Raw genomic sequence first — 16733 nt, forward strand, 5'->3', positions numbered from 1 at the left:
TTGCAGGCATGCTGCCTCAGAGACTCGCGATGACAGGCGCGAGCTCGAGCGAACCCCGATAGATCATCTCGAAGGCGACGTAAATGATGATGGCAAGACCGACATAGGCGACCCAGCGCTGCTTCTGGAGCACGCGGCCGAGCAGATCGGCGGCGACGCCCATCATCGCGACCGAGAGCAACAGCCCGAAAGCGAGGATGTAAGGGTGCTCGCGCGCGGCGCCCGCGACCGCGAGCACGTTGTCGAGCGACATCGAGACGTCGGCTGCAATGATCTGCAACGCGGCCTGGCCGAAGGTCTTTGACTGCACCGGGGCAGCCTCCTGGCTGCCGCCATGGCTGAAGGCGAGTTGCCGCGAATGCGCAGACTGCTCGCGCAGTTCGCGCCACATCTTCCAGCACACCCAGAGCAGCAGCACGCCGCCGGCAAGCAACAGGCCGATGACCTGCAGCAGCTGGGTCGCGACGCCGGCAAAGGCGATGCGCAGCGCGGTGGCGGCAGCGATGCCGACGATGATGGCGCGGCGGCGCTGCTCGGCCGGCAGTCCCGCTGCGGCAAGGCCAATGACGACGGCGTTGTCGCCGGCGAGAACGAGGTCGATCAGGATGACTTGGAACAGCGCGGTCAGCGCTTCGGCGGTGATGAGTTCAGTCATGATTGATCATTCCTAGAGGCCGACGATTCGAGCCAATGCGGCTTGCGGCGCTCGATCCAGTCGAAGACTTTTGAACGGGAGGTGCGCAGCGCAGGGACGTCCTCGGCGAGCAGAGCCAGGCCGAGCGGCAGCATCCAGACACCGAGGATCGGAAGGAAGGACAACACGCCGCCGAAGATCAGCAGCGCGCCGGAGGGAATTCTGACCCAGCGGCTCGACGGTTTGAGCAGATAGGTGACGGTATCACCCATGCGCGGCGGCAGTCGATCGACGAGCTTGTCGAGGCGCGGGTCACCGCCCGCCAGCTCACTGGCGGAACCCGCGGCCTGACGCGTACGCCCGTTCGATGCTGCGCTCATGCTTACTCCTCTGTGGCGAATTGCCGTTGGGTGCGCGCCTGACCCGAGGGGATCGGCTTCGCGCGCGGCAGCGCCAGCGTCAGCAGGCGCAACAATTTGATCGCCTGCACTTCGTGGGGATGGACGTCCTGGTCGGCGGCCGCGACCCGCTGCGACAGTTCCATCAGATGTGACGACAACGGCATGTCCGAGACCGGCCGCAGCGTGTCGATCACGACATTGGCGAAATCCGGCTCCTCCAGCCGTTCGGCGAGTGCGTCGAACATTGCAAACAGCCTCTCGTCGTCGAGATGCGGCGCCAAGCCGCGATCCCTGATGAACCGGATCACCTCGTCGCGCTCGACCGGCGAAACCTGCCGGTCGGCCACGGCGACGAGCGCGCCGGCGATCACCAGCGCGGCCGCGGCCTGCTCGTTCAGGCTGGACGGCTCTGCGATCTCGATCTCGATGGGATTTGAATGCTTGGCGTCAGACATCGTTGCTCCCTTAGTCTTGCGAAATGGCCGCACGGAGCTGCGATGGGGGTCGATGGAGTCGGAGAGAACATCAAGGGCCCGACGATCGGCCAATCCATCGCATTCGCGCGGGACAGGTCATCCGACATCACGAGGTTTGCCGACATTGTCGGCGTCCTCGCCAGAGGGGCCCGGATTCTTGTTCGTACCAGAAATATAGGTGCGTCTGTCGGAATCAAGGCAAGATGACTGCGACCAGCCGCCGCATCGGTTCCATATCGGTCGGAACTGGCCGAGGAGCGACGCCTTCGAACCCCATCCCGATGTCAGCTTGCGCAGGAGCGCACCGTCACGCGCTCCCCCTGACGACGGCTTCAACCGCTTTGCGTGCGACGTCGTCAAAGTCGGACGGTTGCAGATAGCCCTGCGCATAAGCTTCCTGCGTCAGTCGCTCGAGGCGTTTGTCTTCGCCGGTGGACCATTGCTTCGTGATGTAGTCCGCACCGGGCTTGCCAAAGGTCTCGGGGTAACGTTCGGCCTCGTTCTGACGGCGATAGTAATATCCGCTGACCGAAGCGATGAACCGCTTCCGGCCCTCACCTGCGCAGCGCGAGCCATAGGGAATTTCGAACGCCAGCGTCGCTTCACGGCGCGTCCTCGCTCTCCCGTCGACGAAGATCGTTTCGTTGGAGCCATAGCCCGGACCGTCGGTTGGCCTTGCAGGCACGGCTGGCTGTTGCGGCGCAAATGCCCATGCGGCAACCTGACAGACGACCAGGGCCCAGACGATGAACCAGGCGCGATTCATCGCGCATTCGTCCCGCGTTGCTGCGGCAGGCACACTGGAGACGGATCGGACCACAGGCCGGGCCCGGCAAACTGGAGTACCGTGAGGCGGATCTCCTCCGGGAAATCCTCCTTGACGATTCCTTTTGGTCGAACGCCTCGGCGAGCTGGGCCTGGACGCGAACGTCAAGCGGCGTCGAGTATGCGGCGTTGGCCTGATCACGCTTCTTTTCGCTACAGAACATCGCCAGTGCCGGATTTGGGCAGTCGAAAATCTTCATGTAGCCCCGCGCATAGGCCGACGTGGCCGCGATGAGGTTCGCCTTCATCGTCTTGTCACACGGCGACATCGCGTAGGCAGTGCCTGCCTGCAGCGTGTCCATGCGTAGCGCATCGAGCTGCGGATCCTTGTCACTTTGCAGGGTGTGCTTGGCTTCCCACGCCTTGCGTTCGTGCACCTTGACACTCTCGTCGCCGAACGAGGTCGTGAGTTTCGCCTTCAACTCTCCGCTCAGTGAAGAGGAAGCGACGGTCGTGGGAAAACCACGCATCGCCCAGGACACGCCGACGAATGCGGTGACGAATGCCATGCAAGTGAAAAGAATAAAGCGGCTCATGATGCGCACTCAAATTACCGGGCGCAACCTACCCGTGTCCTGTTAATGATTTACTAGAACGTGGTCTCGTAAGCCCGATCAACCTGCGCGGAGGGCGAGTCCGTTTACCTTCAAGACCGGACATGGCCAGTTCGCCCCGATTGGTCCCTTAAGGGCCAATAGCTGACATCCGACACGGTGTCGGTGCAGGTCCGCTTAGGCCAACGACGGACCTTCTAACCGCCGAGCCGAGCTTCGCTCATGGTGAGTGTGATTATCGCACCAGTGGGCGGCCAACTGGCCGATATAGCCCCGCCGAGTTGATCGGAGAGACTACTCACAAGGAGTTTCGTCCCAAATCCTGACGACCCGGACGGCTTATGAGTTAACGGTCCACCACTTTCGCTCCAAATAATCTCTACCGTTCCCGCGCTCGCGAAGCATTTAATGTCAAGCGCACCATTCGCGGTTGAGAGCGCTCCGTACTTGATTGAATTGGTGGCCAGTTCATGCACGACCAGGGCAAGGGCTGTGGCAGCTTTTTCTCCTACCAGCAATTGAGGAGTGCTGATGTGAACCCGCTCTGTTTCCGAATGCTTGCTTGCATATGGCTTCAGCAGCGTATCCAAAAGGTGTCCGAGCGGAGCTGCCCGATTCTGTTGACTGGCATCAGGGCGAACCATGTCGTGGGCATTTGACAGGGCAAATATGCGTTGGTGCAGGTCCTGCACCATCTCTTCTTTTGTGGTCGCCGAGCGGGCCGATATCATTGCCAGCGCAGAAGTGATCGCAAAAATATTCTTCACCCGATGATTCATTTCGCCCGCAAGCATTTCGCGAGCCTCTTCTGCCTTCTTTCTTTCCGTCACGTCGATGAATACGCCATACATGACTCTTTCGACAATGCCTTCATCGTCCCCCCTGCCTCGGGCCGATATCCAACGGACGTCTTTGCCACATAGAATACGAAAATCTGTTTCATAGGCTCCGAGCATATCGCGTGTCGCGGCAAAGGCGGCTCGTACTCTATCGAGATCCTCGGGATGGATACACGCAGAAAGCGCTTCGAAAGTAATCGTTCCGGTGTTCGGTATCCCCCAAAGAGTATATCCCCGCTCGTCTAGCTCTAGCTGATCCGTATCGACGTTCCACGACCAGAGAGCGATGCCCGCCGCGTCTGTCGCGATACGGAGCTTGTTGACGTCCCAGACTAAGCCGGTCATCTGCTGTCGCTTGCTCCAACGTTCTCAGCCTCGTTGAGGAGCCGGGAAACCGCAGTGATCAACTGTGCTGGGGCAAATGGCTTGGCTAGGATGATGCTGTTCGGAACCCCGTTCGAAGCGTACTGATGCCCGCTGTTGCCGGTCATGTAGACGACTGCGAGCCCTGAGTTGAGCTCACGGGCACGCTTCGCGATGTCCCAGCCTGTGCTAGGTCCCGGCTCTAGATTTATGTCGGTGACCAAGGCTCGATAGGCGGCCTCCGGCGCCTCAAGCATGGCGAGTGCATCGGTACTTGTCGACGCCTGGGCGACCCTGAAGCCGCCATCCACGAGTGCTTCGCCGAGAAGGTCATGAACGAGCGCATCGTCCTCGACCACGAGCACCACAACAGAATTTTCCACGCGATACTCCCATGCCTTGGGCGGCGGGAGCAGTGCGGTCAAACCGCTTCTCTCAAGCGCTGACTGCCAAAAATTGTCATCAGCGGCTCGTTCGCTTAGCACCCATGACAGCTAAATTCAATGAGAAGCCACCTATGGAACCAATCCTAGCTCTGATCTTCCAAGCTCAGCTTTGGGTCACATGCGGGCGTCGCGGCCATACTCGCCTGGGTCCGTTCGTGCCTCGCAAGCCGACGTCAGGGCGTAGAGAAAGAGAGGCTGCTAGGGGCCAGAAGCGGACGCAAGCTAATAAGCGACCTGGGTGGTTAGTCGGATCGAGACGCTAACAGTCACGGACCCGATCAGTCCTTCGTCTGATGAAACCATTAAAGTCAGTTCTTCCGTGACATCCTTTTGGTCGCCGGCCAAAAGGAGCGCTGTCTTGGCGGCTTCTTGCAGGGCCGAGTCTGCGTCGGCGAACTCCACACCTTCTTCGTCCGGAAGGTCACCGGGTTCAGTGAAGTAAAAGCGCATTGTGGAAGAAGCTCACGGTGACGGTAAGTTCCTATTCAGGTGCAAGTAGCTGTCATCGAAGCCCGAAGCCTCTACGACCTTCTCATAATCCTCGATCGTCGCAAAGTTCTTTTGAAGGTCAAGAACCCGCTCGGCGCGGAAGGCCTGCAGGACACGGTTGACGTGGACTGTGCTCAACCCCAGCGCTTCGCCTAGTTCGGACTGGGTTACCGGAAACTCGAACTCTTCTCCGTTTGACAGGCCCACCGCGGCCATACGCTGCCGCAGCTCGGCAAGAAGATGCGCCATGCGTGCGGCGGCCGGTCGGACCCCCATGTTGACAATCCACTCACGGAAGATGGCTGCATCTATCAGCGTCTCTCGCCAGAGGGCGCGGCCGATCGCCGGATGTGCCTGGATGAGTCGATCGAGGGCAGAATGCGCGATGAAGCCGACGGTTGCGGGGGACATCGTCGCGAGATCATGATCCATGGTCTTCAAGAACAGACTCTGGAGGTCTGGAATGTCGCCCGGAATGTGAAACGAGAGAATTTGTCGTTTTCCATTGTTCGCCACCTTAGAGCGGCAAGCGAACCCGTTGATGACCAAGCAGCTATGGCTGGGACGATCCCCTTCCAACACGAGGTAGGTGTCCGCGGGCACGACCTTGATGTCCAGAGGGAGGGAACGAAGTGCGCTTGCCTCATCCTCGGATAGATGAGTATCCACCCGCAATCTGCGGGTCAGCATTTCGGTGGGATGCATGATGCACGTGCGATGGCGCAGTCCAAGACCATCGACTTGAGGCCGGGTTGAAAAACCTCGGAGCGACGAACCCAAGTCGCCAAAAGGCCGCATAGTGCGGCAGACGCCAGATCAACGACGTAGACCGATTGTCAAAGCGGAAAGGTGGCAATTTGCCGCCAGGAAACGTGAACTTACAATACACGAAAAGGCTGAACGTTCCTACTCATTAATCGTGCTGACGCGGCGCAAGCGCGGCCTCGCTCGCACCCACGGTCCGGAAGCTCCGCTCCGTCGCCTCAAAGTGTAGCCGGGAGAACGGGTCGGTGGCGCGCCCCTTTGAGTTCTCGTAGCGCACCGCCTCTGCGAGATACTCTTCGGCTGTCATGAACATTGAGTCACCCCCAATCCGAATCGGGGACCTGAACTGCCGATCAGCCTAAGACTAAGACCACGGATTGGAAACTGCCGCCGGAACTAAAGAAGTTTGATGCACTTGTGCTGAGATGCCGCGTTTCCATTTTGATCTAGTCGATACCACGACAGTGGCTGACCAGGGTGGCCAGCTGCTTGAAGACTCGTCAATGGCAATCCAGATCGCAGACAGACTTGCGCAAGAGCTGTCCGAAGCCCGACCAGAGTTGAGAGGAAAAGGCTTCAAAATACTTGTGACCGATGCGGATGGTGAGCACGTGCACGAAGCGGCCCTGGACAAATTCCGGCTCGTCTAACAAGAGTTGCGGAAGTTACGATTTTGGGAAAGCAGCAACGGGCGCCGCGATTCAGGTGCGCCGAGCAGCCTCCAGCACCCATGCCAGCCCGCGAGATGCGCGGGGCTGTTTCGTTTTGTGGGCCGCTCTCGTCCGACCACCGCTGGACGCTGCTTCACCCGTCAATCAAGTCGCGCGACAGGACGTCGCCTATGGGTCTCATGCGGGCGGCGCGGCCATACTCGCCTTGGTCCGTTCGTCCCGCAAGCCGACGTCAGGGCGCAGAGAAAGGTGGAGAAAGAGAGGCTGCTAAGGGTCAATCGGCGACATCACATCGTATCGAGAAATGAAGGAGGCCGCAGCCCTTGGAAGTCGCAATGACCGATCCTTTGAGAGATGGGCAGTAGACTGCAACACTCAATCACGCATGTGCACGCGCTGGCGTAGAAAAACATAAGACATCACGGCGTTAACAACAAAAAGGCCGGAGATAAGGACGGCCGCGTATTCACCGGTAAATCCGAGAAACATCATGATGAAGATTAAGCCGATTACCCAGGCAGCGTTGATCATGAAACGCTTGAACAGCGCCCCATAGGTTGGGACACCCGTGAACCAGTCGCCCAAAAAGTACCACAGACTCATACGGCACTCATCGTGGCAAGTTGTACCGACTTGACCGACTACGGTAACTCGAATGAGACTAAGGGTGCATTAACAACAATACACAACCTGTCAACCCAAACCGTGCCACTTTGTCGCTGCCGTTGCGACGTCCATCCGGCTCTGATTTCGCAGGAGTCACGTCCGCTTTGGGTCAAAATGCGAAGATCTCAACCTGAGCAGATCTGGTTGCCATGCCTCACTGAGCGGACCTCACGTGGCAGCATCTGAATGCTCGGTTCGATCGATCGTGCGCCGCGCGTGGCAACAACACTGATCGCTGATTGTGATGTCGGTCACGCCGTCCGCGCTGATCTTGAACCCTTCCGATTTGCCTAGCCACCTACGGATGTCTGAACTCAAACTCCAAAAGGACAAGACCATGAGTACCAAGACGCTGTTCGTCGGCCTTCTTACAGCCGGTTTTCTCTCCGCATCTTTCGCGGTTGATGCACAAGCAGACCCACGTCATTCCCAGCAGGTGAAAAACGGGGGAGTTAGCCAGCTCGGCACGACCCAGAGTGGTGCCCGGGCGGGCTCCATGGATAGCTGGCCGCAGACGATGGACGAACTGACCAACGCCTATAATTGTGGTCCGTATGCGGACAAAGAGGCGGCCAAAAAGTGCAAGAAGTAAGCGCTTCTTCTTGACCGTTACAGTGCTGCAGAAGGGGTCAGCTCCACGCTGGCCCTTTCTCTTTGGGCAATAACGCCGTGGCTGCCACAACTTCTCGGTGACCGCGACGCTCCTCCTGCGGCCGTATGCACTAACAGAGCCCGGCGGGCAGCTCGCCACCCTTGGCTCGGCAACGACCTGCAAATCAAACAACCGCCTAGGGTCAAAGCCGTCGATCACGCTCAAGTCGCAGCCGTCCGCTTTGCATTGGCAAGCCGACGTTCATGAGTCCACGTCCCCTTGGATATCCGTCGCGACTGCGCAGGGTGAATGAACATCTCAAGATGCCACGAAATGCGTGTCCCTTCGAACACGACGACCCGGAACGGTCAGGAACTATCATGCAAGCCAATGAGTTACTGCACATCACGGCATCTCCCGACAGGATACACCCATGTGCCGCTGGATCGCATACCGGGGCGAGACGACGTCGTTCGAGCCTTATGTCACCGAACCCGAGCATTCCCTGGTCGCGCAGAGCATCCGCTCGCTGCAATCGACGGCGGGCTCGAACGGCGACGGCTTTGGTCTCGGCTGGTACGGCGAGCATCCTGAGCCGGGCCTTTATCGCGAGACGCGGCCGGCATGGTCGGACGAGAATTTGCGCTACCTCTGCCGGCATCTGCGCTCGCATTTGTTCTTTGCCCATGTGCGCGCCGCCACCGGCACGGCGGTGACGCGGCAGAATTGCCACCCGTTCGCCTGCGGTCACTGGATGTTCATGCACAACGGATTCGTCGGAAGCTGGAATCGGCTGCGGCGCAAGGTCGAGGCGCTGATTCCCAACGACTATTACCCGTCGCGTCTCGGCACGACCGATTCCGAAGCCGTATTCCTGGCGATGATGGGCGCCGGCCTCGACGACGATCCGCTCCAGGCGACGCAGCGGGTGCTGCAAGCGCTCGTCGGTCTCGTCAATGAAGGCCAGCTCCGCGAACGGCTGCGCTTCACCAGTGCGATCGCCAACGGCAGGGATCTCTACGCCTTCCGCGTCGCGGTCAACGACGCCGCGAACACACTCTATTTCCGCGAGGACGGCTGCCAGGTCATCGTCGTGTCCGAGCCGTTCGACAAGGAAGCGGACTGGACCGAAGTGCCGCCAAATCACGCGCTGATCGCGCGTGCATCGGAAAACGTGAAGATTGTTCCCTTCGACGCGACAATTTGCAGTAGCGCAGCGAAGGAACCCGCTCCTGCCAGCAGGATTAGTGCCCGCAGGTGATCCTTTGCCGGTGGGGACATGACATTTACTTCACAAGTTCTGAAACAGCTTCGACTGGATCCTTCCGACGACAAGCAGCATCTCGTCATCCGTTCTGCCGGCGGACGCGGCAAGGCCACCGACTATTCCTTCGGCATCGAGGAGGAGTATTTCCTCGCCGACCGCCGCAGCCTCGAAGTCGCGATTCAGACTCCCAACGAGCTGTTCGAATCGGCGAACTGGTCAACCGGCGGCCAGGCCATGCGCGAGATGCTGCAATCCCAGCTCGAGGTCGCCACCAACGTTCACGTCGACGTCAACGACGCCCGCGAGGAGCTGCGCTTCCTGCGGCGCGAAGTCGCGAACGTCGCCGCGCAATATGGCTTCGTGATCATGGCCTGCGGCACGCACCCGACGGCGGTCTGGCGCATGTCGCAGCCGAGCCCGAAACCGCGCTATGAGGAGATGATCGAGGATCTGCGCAGCATCGGCCATCGCAATATGATGTGCGGCATGCATGTGCATGTTCAGTTGCCGGATCCCGAGAAGCGCATGGCGGTGATGCGGGCGATGCTGCCGCACCTGCCGCTGTTCATCGCGCTGTCGGCATCCTCGCCGTTCTGGGCTTCGCACAAGACCGGGCTGAAGGGCTACCGCCTCGCCGCCTATTCCGAGCTGCCCCGCACCGGCCTGCCCGAACTGTTCGAGAGCCGGCGGGATTACGACGAATATGTCGGCGCCTTGCAGCGCTCCGGCGTCATCCCCGACGAGAGCCACATCTGGTGGGCGATGCGTCCTTCGATGCGGCACCCGACGCTTGAGCTTCGTGCGCCCGACACCTGCACCTTCGTCGACGATGCCGTCGCCATCGCCTCGCTCTATCGTTGCCTGACGCGTCACCTCAATCTGCGGCCTCATTTGTCGAAGGAGGTTACGGCGGTCGACCGCGCCATCGCGGTGGAGAATAAATGGCGCGCCCAGCGCTACGGAACCGATTGCACCTTCGCCTCCCGGCAAGGACCGGTCACGATTTCGGAGATGCTCTCCCGAATCATCGACGCCACCGCCGAGGACGCCGACCTGCTGGGGTGCAGCGCCGAGATCGAGCATTGCCGCGTCATCGTCGACCGCGGCAGCTCGGCTGAATTCCAGCTTCGCGCCTATCGCGATAACGGCGACGACATCACAGCCGTGTCACGATGGATCGCTACATCGACCCTGTCCGAAACGAGCGCGGTCCAACGTAGCGCTCCTGCGCCGTCATAGCGCACGCGCGCGAACGAGAACGTCATTTCTGAATTGGGGGGAAGGCATGACCGATATCGCCTGGTGCGCCGGTTGCGGCCACAGCCTGGTTCCGATCCTGTCCGAGAACGACCGCGCGCGGCCAAGCTGCTTCTGGTGCGAGGGCGTCGCCGCGCGGACCCTGGAGATGGCAAGGTGGGCGGACAGCCCGGCCGGCAAGCCGGATCGGGCCGCGCCCCGCGCCTTCGATTGAGGCGCCCTCCGCGTCAGGCCCGCGCCACCTGGCGCGGACGGAACACGGATTCGGCGGCGGAGGAAAGCGCCGCGACCGGCTTTCGCGCCGGCCGGCGCCGCGGGATGAAGAAATTGTTCACGAGGATCGGCTCGTGATCGCCGAGCGCGATCCGCTCCTTCGCGAGCAGGCTCATGACCGCGCGCATCTTGATGACTTCCTGCGCCACGAAGCTGCAATCCTCGTCGCGGTTGATCTGCTCGTGCATGATCGCCTCGGCTTCGCGCATGCTGACGCGAAGCGCCCTGATGGTTCTGCGAATTTCGCTGATACGGTTGTCCATGGCTGCCTCCATCTCGGGAGCAGCATAAGAACAAAACATGAACAATCTGTCAATCGCCGCCTGGCCTAGACGCAACGTTTTCCCTCGTCCCAAGACCCGCATCGCACTCGCTTTTCCCCGACGCGCTGCACGCACTGGCGAAGCTTGCCGACAAATTAGACAGCTGCCGTCGCGCCCCGGAAGCAAGCGCCCCTCGCACCGGCGCCTGACGATCGGACCCAGCCATCGATCTAACGTCCCGTGCAACCATCGAATTTTCTTCTGCACGAGCACACCTGCATCGCCGCGCCGGGCTCGCTTGACGCTTCGTCAACCGACTGGCCCAAAATTCGCAATGACGTTGCGAGCGAAGCAACGGCGCACAGCGGAGAACGTCATGAACGTGCATGCTGCGGGCGATCTCAAGATGACCGGCCTCACCCGTCCGAATGGCGCGCCGCTTCGCCTTAACATGCAGGACTTCGTCGCAATCGATCGCGACCGGAATGCGAAGTTCGAGGCGACGTATCGTCCGCAAGCGCTCTACAATCGCGCCAACGAAGGCTTTCACGCCAACAACGAAACCTTCCTGCTGCACGAAGTGGCGACCAATCTGCCGATCTACCGTCCCGACACCGGTCCCACCGATTTCCATCTGCATCTTCCGCCCGGTGGCTTTCAGCTCGTGCTGGTCACCTCAGGCGCGTTCACCTTCGACTATGACGGGCGTTTCTATAATGTCGGCCCTGGCGCGGTGATGCTGCAAAGCGCGATCGTGCATCGCCAGCTGTTCTACACCTGGTCGGGCTTGCCAACCGAAGAGAACCTGAAGACGCCCCAGACGGTGGTGCCCGACCCGATCTCGATGGGCTATTCGGGCAAATTCCTCGAAGCCTTCATCACCGATCCCACCACCCTTCCGAACCCGACCATCGTCGGTCCAGACCAGATCGACGAGGCCGAGACACCGCGCCTGGCCTGGAGCCACAAGCTGCACGACCGGCCGGCCGATGCCGGCTTCTGGCTGCAGGATCCGCTGGCGCTGGATGCGCTGTTCAAGCCGCTCACCGATTGCTCGATCAAATCGGCGCTGCCGGTTTATCTGCGCGATATCGGCATCGAGGTGCCGAGCGGTCATCTCGTCACCGGCCACATCATCGCAACCGACCCGCGCGGCCAGTCGCTGCTGCCGAAGAGCACGTCGATCGCGGCCGATGCGAGCTGCTTCACCAAGGGCGAGGTCGTGATCCATCGCGTCATTCGCGGCACGGCCGAGTTCAGGAAGAGAGCCGGCGAGACCTTCGAGCTCGCCGCCGGCGATGTCGTGACGGCGGGCAAGGATTCGATCAGCCTCATTGGCGTCGGCGAAAACACCCAGGTCCTCCGCCTCGGCCTGCTCAAGGGCATGAACGAGCTGCGCAGCTGGACGCCTGCGCAGCGTGACGAGATCGACGGCCTTGCCGGTCAGATCATCACCCACAGTGATGTCCGTCCGCTGCGCACCGAAGGCAAGCCGGTCGGGTATCTGTACGGCTGAGCGGCCGATCTTACTCCGCCGCCTGCCGCACGTGCCGCGCGGTCGGCGTGCGCATGGTGACGAGCTCCTCGGCCGCGGTCGGATGCAGCGCGATCGTGGCGTCGAAATCGGCCTTGGTCGCCTTCATCTTCACCGCGATCGCGACGGCTTGCGTGATCTCGGCAGCGGCATCGCCGACGATATGGCAGCCGAGCACGCGATCGGTCGCGCCGTCGACCACGAGCTTCATCAGCACGCGGGTGTCGCGGCCCGACATCGTCGCCTTGATCGGCCGGAACGTCGTCTTGTAGATGTCGACGTGGCTGAACTGCGCGCGCGCCTCGGTTTCGGTCAGACCCACCGTGCCGACCTCCGGCTGCGAGAACACGGCGGTCGGGATGTTGGCGTGATCGACCCTGACCTCGCGCTTCCCGAACACGGTATCGGCGAAGGCATGGCCCTCGCGGATCGCGACCGGTGTCAGGTTGAAGCGATGGGTGACGTCGCCGATCGCATAGATGCTGTCGACCGAGCTCTTCGAGAAAGGGTCGACCGCGATGCCGCCATTGGCGGGATTGATGGCGACCCCGGCCTTCTCCAGCCCGAGATTGGCCACCGCCGGATGGCGGCCGATCGCGAACATCACCTGGTCGGAGGCGAGGCTCGATCCGTTCGACAGATGCGTGGTGAACTCCTCGCCGTGGCGATCCACCTTCGCCACCGTGCAGCCGGTGAGGATGGTGATGCCCTGCTTCTCCATCTCGGCCCGGACATGGGCGCGGACGTCCTCGTCGAAGCCGCGAAGGATGTTGTCGCCGCGATAGACCACGGTGACGTCGGAGCCGAAGCCGGCGAAGATGCCGGCGAATTCCAGCGCGATATAGCCCCCGCCCTGGATCACGATCCGCTTCGGCAGCTTCTTGAGGTGGAACGCCTCGTTGGAGGAGATCACGTGCTCGATGCCGGGAATCGCGGCGCCATGATTGGGCGCGCCGCCGGTGGCGATCAGGATGTATCTTGCGGTGATCTTGCGGTCGTTCTCGAGCAGACGGACGGTGTGCTTGTCCTCGATCACCGCGCGGCTCTTGACGATCTGCGCGCCGGACTTCTCGACATTGGCCGTGTAGGCCGCCTCCAGACGCGCGATCTCCTTGTCCTTGTTGGCGATCAGCGTCGCCCAGTCGAAGCTGGCGGGCGGAACGGTCCAGCCGAAGCCGGCGGCATCTTCCAGATCCTGCCGGAAGTGCGAGCCGATCACGAACAGCTTCTTCGGCACGCAGCCGCGGATCACGCAGGTCCCGCCCATGCGGTACTCCTCCGCGATCGTGACGCGCGCGCCGTGACCGGCCGCGATGCGGGCGGCACGCACGCCGCCCGAGCCACCGCCGATGACGAAGAGGTCGACGTCGAATTCAGCCATTGTCCACTCCGACCTCTAATTCATGGCCCGGACCCGGAGGGCCGCGCCAGCGCAAAGCGTGCAGCGGTCTTCCGAGAGGACCATGCTCAAATAACAACCTGAAGCGCGATGACGCGCTTGAGGCATTCCCTGTCAGATAGGATCTGTCAGATTTCCTTGCCACGCTTGCGCATCTCGGCGCGGAAGGCCCCCATCACGGTCTCGGAGAAGGTCTGGGCCCAGGAATTGATGAAGTTCATGCTGAGCCCGATGGCGCGCGGCTCGGCGTCGAGCAGCTTCTTGCCCAGCGGCGACTTGTAGAAGACGACGAGGTCCTTCAGCTCCTGCTCGGTGAACTCGCTGGCATAGATCTGCGCCATGCCGTCGCCGATCTCGTTCTGGCGCCCGTTGAGCTGCTGGGCCACGATCGGGGCGACCTCGTTGAGGTCCTTCTGGTAGTTGAGGTTCTGCTGGATCAGCGCATTCTTGGTCTTCTCGACGAGGCCAGGCACGGCGCCCGCATACATCCCGCTGGCGTTCTTGATCTGCAGGATCTCCTTGGCAGCCGCAATCGCCCCGGGCGAGGCCTTCGACTGGGCCGGCGCCGCGGGAGCCTTCTGGGCCTGCTGCGCCACGGCCGGGACGGCCGCGAGAGCCAGGCCCGCAGCGACGGCCGCGGCCGGCAAGAATTTCAAAAAGCTCTTCATTCCTAGTCTCCTTTCGGCTTGCGCCGTTCAATCACGCGGATTCCCTCGCCACCCGCCAGAACGGCAGAGCTGGCCAAGCCGATGAACAATCCATGCTCGACGACGCCGGGGATCGCGCTCAGCGCCTTGGCGAGGCCGGCAGGATCCTCGATCCGTCCGAGCTGGGCATCGACGATCCAGTGGCCGCCGTCGGTGACGAAAACGTGGCCGTCCTTGCCCTTGCGGACCGCCATTTGCCCGGAAACGCCGCATTCGGCAAATGCCTGCTCGATCGCGCGGCGCGTCGCACCGAGGCCGAACGGGATGACCTCGACCGGCAGCGGAAACTTGCCGAGGGTCGGCACCCATTTGCTGTCGTCGGCGATCACGATCATGCGATCCGAGGCCGCCGCCACGATCTTCTCGCGCAGCAGCGCGCCGCCGCCGCCCTTGATCAGGTTGAGCGCGGGATCGATCTCGTCGGCGCCGTCGACCGTGATGTCGAGATGGCCGATCTCGTCGAGCGTGGTCAGCGGCACGCCGCAACGCGCCGCGTCCAGGCGCGTCGCCTCGGAGGTCGGCACTCCGATCACCTTCAGCCCGGCGGCGACGCGCTCGCCGAGCAGCTCGACGAAATGCTTGGCGGTCGAGCCGGTGCCGAGCCCGAGCTGCATGCCGTCTCGCACCTCTTCGAGCGCGCGGGCGGCAGCCTGCCGCTTCAACTGGTCCATATTCACGTTTGCGCCCGCCTTTGAAGTCTCGAACTTGCCGCCGCACACGGCCGCTTTCGGCGGCCTATGTAGCCTCGTTTTCCGCGCGGGAACAGGCCTATAAGGTGATCTTATGGGCCGGCCCCTTGCGTGGACGCGACCGGGCCGGTAGCGCTTGGATCATGACCTCCTTCAAGGGACCTCCCCTCACACCATCGTCTTCGATCTCGACGGTACGCTCGTGGATACGGCGCCCGACCTGATCACCGCGCTGAACTACGTGCTCGACCGCGAAGGGCTGCCGCCAGTGCCGATGGCCTCGGCCCGCAACATGATCGGCGCCGGGGCCCGCAAGCTGATCGAGCGGGGGCTGGAAGCGGAGGGCCGCACCGTCACCCCCTCCGACATGGACCGGATGACCGCGGATTTCATCGCCTATTATGCCGATCATATCGCGGTCAGATCCCGCCCCTTCGACGGGCTCGAAGCCGCGCTCGAACACTTTTCGGCCCAGGGCCATCGCCTCGCGGTCTGCACCAACAAGCTGGAATGGCTTTCCAAGCGGCTGCTGGACCAGCTCGACCTCAGCCGCCACTTCGCGGCGATCTGCGGCGCCGACACGTTTGGCGTCCAGAAGCCCGATCCGACCATCTTCCGGGAAACGGTGGCGCGGGCCGGCGGCGCGGTCAAAGCCAGCATCATGGTCGGCGATGCCGGAACCGATGTCGGGGTGGCCAGGCGGGCCGGGGTGCCGGTGATCGGGGTCAGCTTCGGCTACACGGACGTGCCGATTGCCGAGCTGAAGCCTGACCGGCTGATCCATCACATGCGCGACCTGCCGGCTGCCGCCAGCAGCCTGATGACCACATAAGCCATCAACCCAATGAAATAACAAGCCTATTTCACGCGGCGGCCCCCGCATTAACCATTCATTGACTATGCGCCGCCCGCCGGTTGCCTGCCCCAAGCGACACTCCTAAGGTCCGAGCGGGGCCTGTGTGGCGGTTCGTCGCAGTTGAAGTGGATGGGTCATGCGTCGTGTCATCGCGTTAGCGAGAGCGGGTCTGTCGGGAGCGGCAAGTCTCTTGGGAGCGGTAAGTCTCTTGGGAGCTGTAAGTCTCGGCGGCTGCTCCTCGATGTCGTTTGACATGTTCAAATCGACCCCGCCGACGGTCCAGGTCCGGCTCGAATCCAATCCCCCGGGTGCGGACGCCACGACCTCGCTCGGCCCGGGCTGCAAGACCCCCTGCTCCGTCTCGGTTCCAGCTCCCGATGCCCCCTTCACGGTCGCTTTCGCGCTGCCGAAGTACCAGCCGGCGAGCGTCCCGGTGAACCTGATCAAGAATCCTGGGGATTTCACCACCCCGGCTTCGGTGACCACGGACCCGAATCCGGTGTTTGCGGAGCTGCAAGCCGCAGCCCCGCCCAAACCGGTGCGCAGGCCGCACCGGCCGAGAAAGCCGAAACCGGCCGCAGCGGCGCCTGCGGCGGCACCGTCTCAGGCGACGCCGGCTGCGGCCTCGCCGTTCCCCGATCCGAACGCCGGCCGGCGCTGATCTAAGTATACCACCCGATTGTCCTCGCCGCGTCCGGTGCTTAGATTGCGTCCCGAGCACCGCTTGAAGCCAAGGTGCGCCCGTCGCCATAAGTGACAAGGCCTCT

General features: G+C 62.1%; 21 protein-coding genes. 8 read left to right on the forward strand and 13 right to left on the reverse strand.

Annotation, left to right across the window (positions count from 1 at the left end; genetic code table 11):
- Positions 1–16 precede the first annotated feature (16 nt).
- From ACETMP_RS11080 to ACETMP_RS11115, 8 genes are all read right to left on the reverse strand, one after another.
- Entirely contained in the window at positions 17–655 is a 639-nt protein-coding gene (locus ACETMP_RS11080) for a TerC family protein (protein ID WP_375160965.1), read from the reverse strand.
- The gene (locus ACETMP_RS11085) at positions 652–1014 is read right to left on the reverse strand and encodes a hypothetical protein (RefSeq protein WP_375160966.1); all 363 of its coding nucleotides are present in this window, start codon (positions 1012–1014) and stop codon (positions 652–654) included. The genes ACETMP_RS11080 and ACETMP_RS11085 overlap by 4 nt, the downstream gene beginning before the upstream one ends.
- Before the next feature lie 2 nt (positions 1015–1016).
- Positions 1017–1490, reverse strand: a complete 474-nt coding sequence (locus ACETMP_RS11090; protein ID WP_375160967.1) for a TerB family tellurite resistance protein — start codon at positions 1488–1490, stop codon at positions 1017–1019.
- A gap of 623 nt (positions 1491–2113) precedes the next feature.
- A complete protein-coding gene (locus ACETMP_RS11095) occupies positions 2114–2872 on the reverse strand; it encodes a hypothetical protein (protein WP_375160968.1) in 759 nt (252 codons plus the stop codon).
- A 215-nt stretch (positions 2873–3087) separates the two neighbouring features.
- Positions 3088–4074 carry a sensor histidine kinase gene (locus ACETMP_RS11100; protein ID WP_375160969.1) on the reverse strand — a complete coding sequence of 329 codons (987 nt, stop codon included), beginning with the start codon at positions 4072–4074 and terminating at the stop codon, positions 3088–3090.
- Positions 4071–4517, reverse strand: a complete 447-nt coding sequence (locus ACETMP_RS11105) for a response regulator (RefSeq protein ID WP_375160970.1) — start codon at positions 4515–4517, stop codon at positions 4071–4073. Before ACETMP_RS11105 ends, ACETMP_RS11100 begins: the two co-directional genes overlap by 4 nt.
- A 243-nt stretch (positions 4518–4760) precedes the next feature.
- Complete coding sequence (locus ACETMP_RS11110) at positions 4761–4988, reverse strand: hypothetical protein (RefSeq protein WP_375160971.1); 228 nt, start codon at positions 4986–4988, stop codon at positions 4761–4763.
- 12 nt (positions 4989–5000) lie between these two features.
- Complete coding sequence (locus ACETMP_RS11115) at positions 5001–5732, reverse strand: Crp/Fnr family transcriptional regulator (protein ID WP_375160972.1); 732 nt, start codon at positions 5730–5732, stop codon at positions 5001–5003.
- Between the two features lie 485 nt (positions 5733–6217).
- On the opposite strand from ACETMP_RS11115, the gene ACETMP_RS11120 reads away from it, so the two are divergent.
- Positions 6218–6442 (forward strand): hypothetical protein, encoded by a 225-nt coding sequence (locus ACETMP_RS11120; RefSeq protein WP_375160973.1) that lies wholly within the window; start codon positions 6218–6220, stop codon positions 6440–6442.
- A gap of 396 nt (positions 6443–6838) precedes the next feature.
- Here the strand turns inward: ACETMP_RS11120 and ACETMP_RS11125 are convergent, their stop codons facing one another.
- Positions 6839–7066: a hypothetical protein gene (locus tag ACETMP_RS11125; protein ID WP_375160974.1), complete on the reverse strand. Its 228-nt coding sequence runs from the start codon at positions 7064–7066 to the stop codon at positions 6839–6841.
- 400 nt (positions 7067–7466) lie between these two features.
- Between ACETMP_RS11125 and ACETMP_RS11130 the strand changes: the two genes are divergently transcribed.
- The 4 genes from ACETMP_RS11130 to ACETMP_RS11145 all read left to right on the forward strand — a co-directional run bounded on the left by ACETMP_RS11130 (position 7467) and on the right by ACETMP_RS11145 (position 10459).
- The gene (locus ACETMP_RS11130) at positions 7467–7721 is read left to right on the forward strand and encodes a hypothetical protein (RefSeq protein WP_375160975.1); all 255 of its coding nucleotides are present in this window, start codon (positions 7467–7469) and stop codon (positions 7719–7721) included.
- Between the two features lie 433 nt (positions 7722–8154).
- Positions 8155–8982 carry a class II glutamine amidotransferase gene (locus ACETMP_RS11135; RefSeq protein WP_375160976.1) on the forward strand — a complete coding sequence of 276 codons (828 nt, stop codon included), beginning with the start codon at positions 8155–8157 and terminating at the stop codon, positions 8980–8982.
- 18 nt (positions 8983–9000) lie between these two features.
- Positions 9001–10227, forward strand: a complete 1227-nt coding sequence (locus tag ACETMP_RS11140; RefSeq protein ID WP_375160977.1) for a carboxylate-amine ligase — start codon at positions 9001–9003, stop codon at positions 10225–10227.
- A gap of 46 nt (positions 10228–10273) precedes the next feature.
- Entirely contained in the window at positions 10274–10459 is a 186-nt protein-coding gene (locus tag ACETMP_RS11145; protein ID WP_375160978.1) for a hypothetical protein, read from the forward strand.
- 13 nt (positions 10460–10472) lie between these two features.
- On the opposite strand, the gene ACETMP_RS11150 is transcribed toward ACETMP_RS11145, so the two are convergent.
- Positions 10473–10781 (reverse strand): hypothetical protein, encoded by a 309-nt coding sequence (locus ACETMP_RS11150; protein WP_375160979.1) that lies wholly within the window; start codon positions 10779–10781, stop codon positions 10473–10475.
- 376 nt (positions 10782–11157) lie between these two features.
- Between ACETMP_RS11150 and ACETMP_RS11155 the strand changes: the two genes are divergently transcribed.
- The gene (locus tag ACETMP_RS11155; RefSeq protein ID WP_375160980.1) at positions 11158–12297 is read left to right on the forward strand and encodes a hypothetical protein; all 1140 of its coding nucleotides are present in this window, start codon (positions 11158–11160) and stop codon (positions 12295–12297) included.
- Between the two features lie 10 nt (positions 12298–12307).
- On the opposite strand, the gene gor is transcribed toward ACETMP_RS11155, so the two are convergent.
- The 3 genes from gor to rpiA all read right to left on the reverse strand — a co-directional run bounded on the left by gor (position 12308) and on the right by rpiA (position 15098).
- Positions 12308–13696, reverse strand: coding sequence for a glutathione-disulfide reductase (gor, locus tag ACETMP_RS11160; protein ID WP_375160981.1), 1389 nt, complete (start codon positions 13694–13696; stop codon positions 12308–12310).
- A gap of 146 nt (positions 13697–13842) precedes the next feature.
- Complete coding sequence (locus ACETMP_RS11165) at positions 13843–14382, reverse strand: DUF2059 domain-containing protein (protein ID WP_375160982.1); 540 nt, start codon at positions 14380–14382, stop codon at positions 13843–13845.
- 2 nt (positions 14383–14384) lie between these two features.
- On the reverse strand, positions 14385–15098 hold the full coding sequence (rpiA, locus tag ACETMP_RS11170) for a ribose-5-phosphate isomerase RpiA (protein ID WP_375160983.1): 714 nt from the start codon (positions 15096–15098) through the stop codon (positions 14385–14387).
- A gap of 148 nt (positions 15099–15246) precedes the next feature.
- Between rpiA and ACETMP_RS11175 the strand changes: the two genes are divergently transcribed.
- Together ACETMP_RS11175 and ACETMP_RS11180 are read left to right on the forward strand one after the other, a co-directional pair.
- Positions 15247–15942: an HAD family hydrolase gene (locus ACETMP_RS11175; RefSeq protein WP_375160984.1), complete on the forward strand. Its 696-nt coding sequence runs from the start codon at positions 15247–15249 to the stop codon at positions 15940–15942.
- Between the two features lie 160 nt (positions 15943–16102).
- Positions 16103–16627: a hypothetical protein gene (locus tag ACETMP_RS11180; RefSeq protein WP_375160985.1), complete on the forward strand. Its 525-nt coding sequence runs from the start codon at positions 16103–16105 to the stop codon at positions 16625–16627.
- Positions 16628–16733: the final 106 nt, after the last annotated feature.

It is taken from the genome of Bradyrhizobium dasycarpum, assembly GCF_042019905.1.
Classification (GTDB): domain Bacteria; phylum Pseudomonadota; class Alphaproteobacteria; order Rhizobiales; family Xanthobacteraceae; genus Bradyrhizobium; species Bradyrhizobium japonicum_B.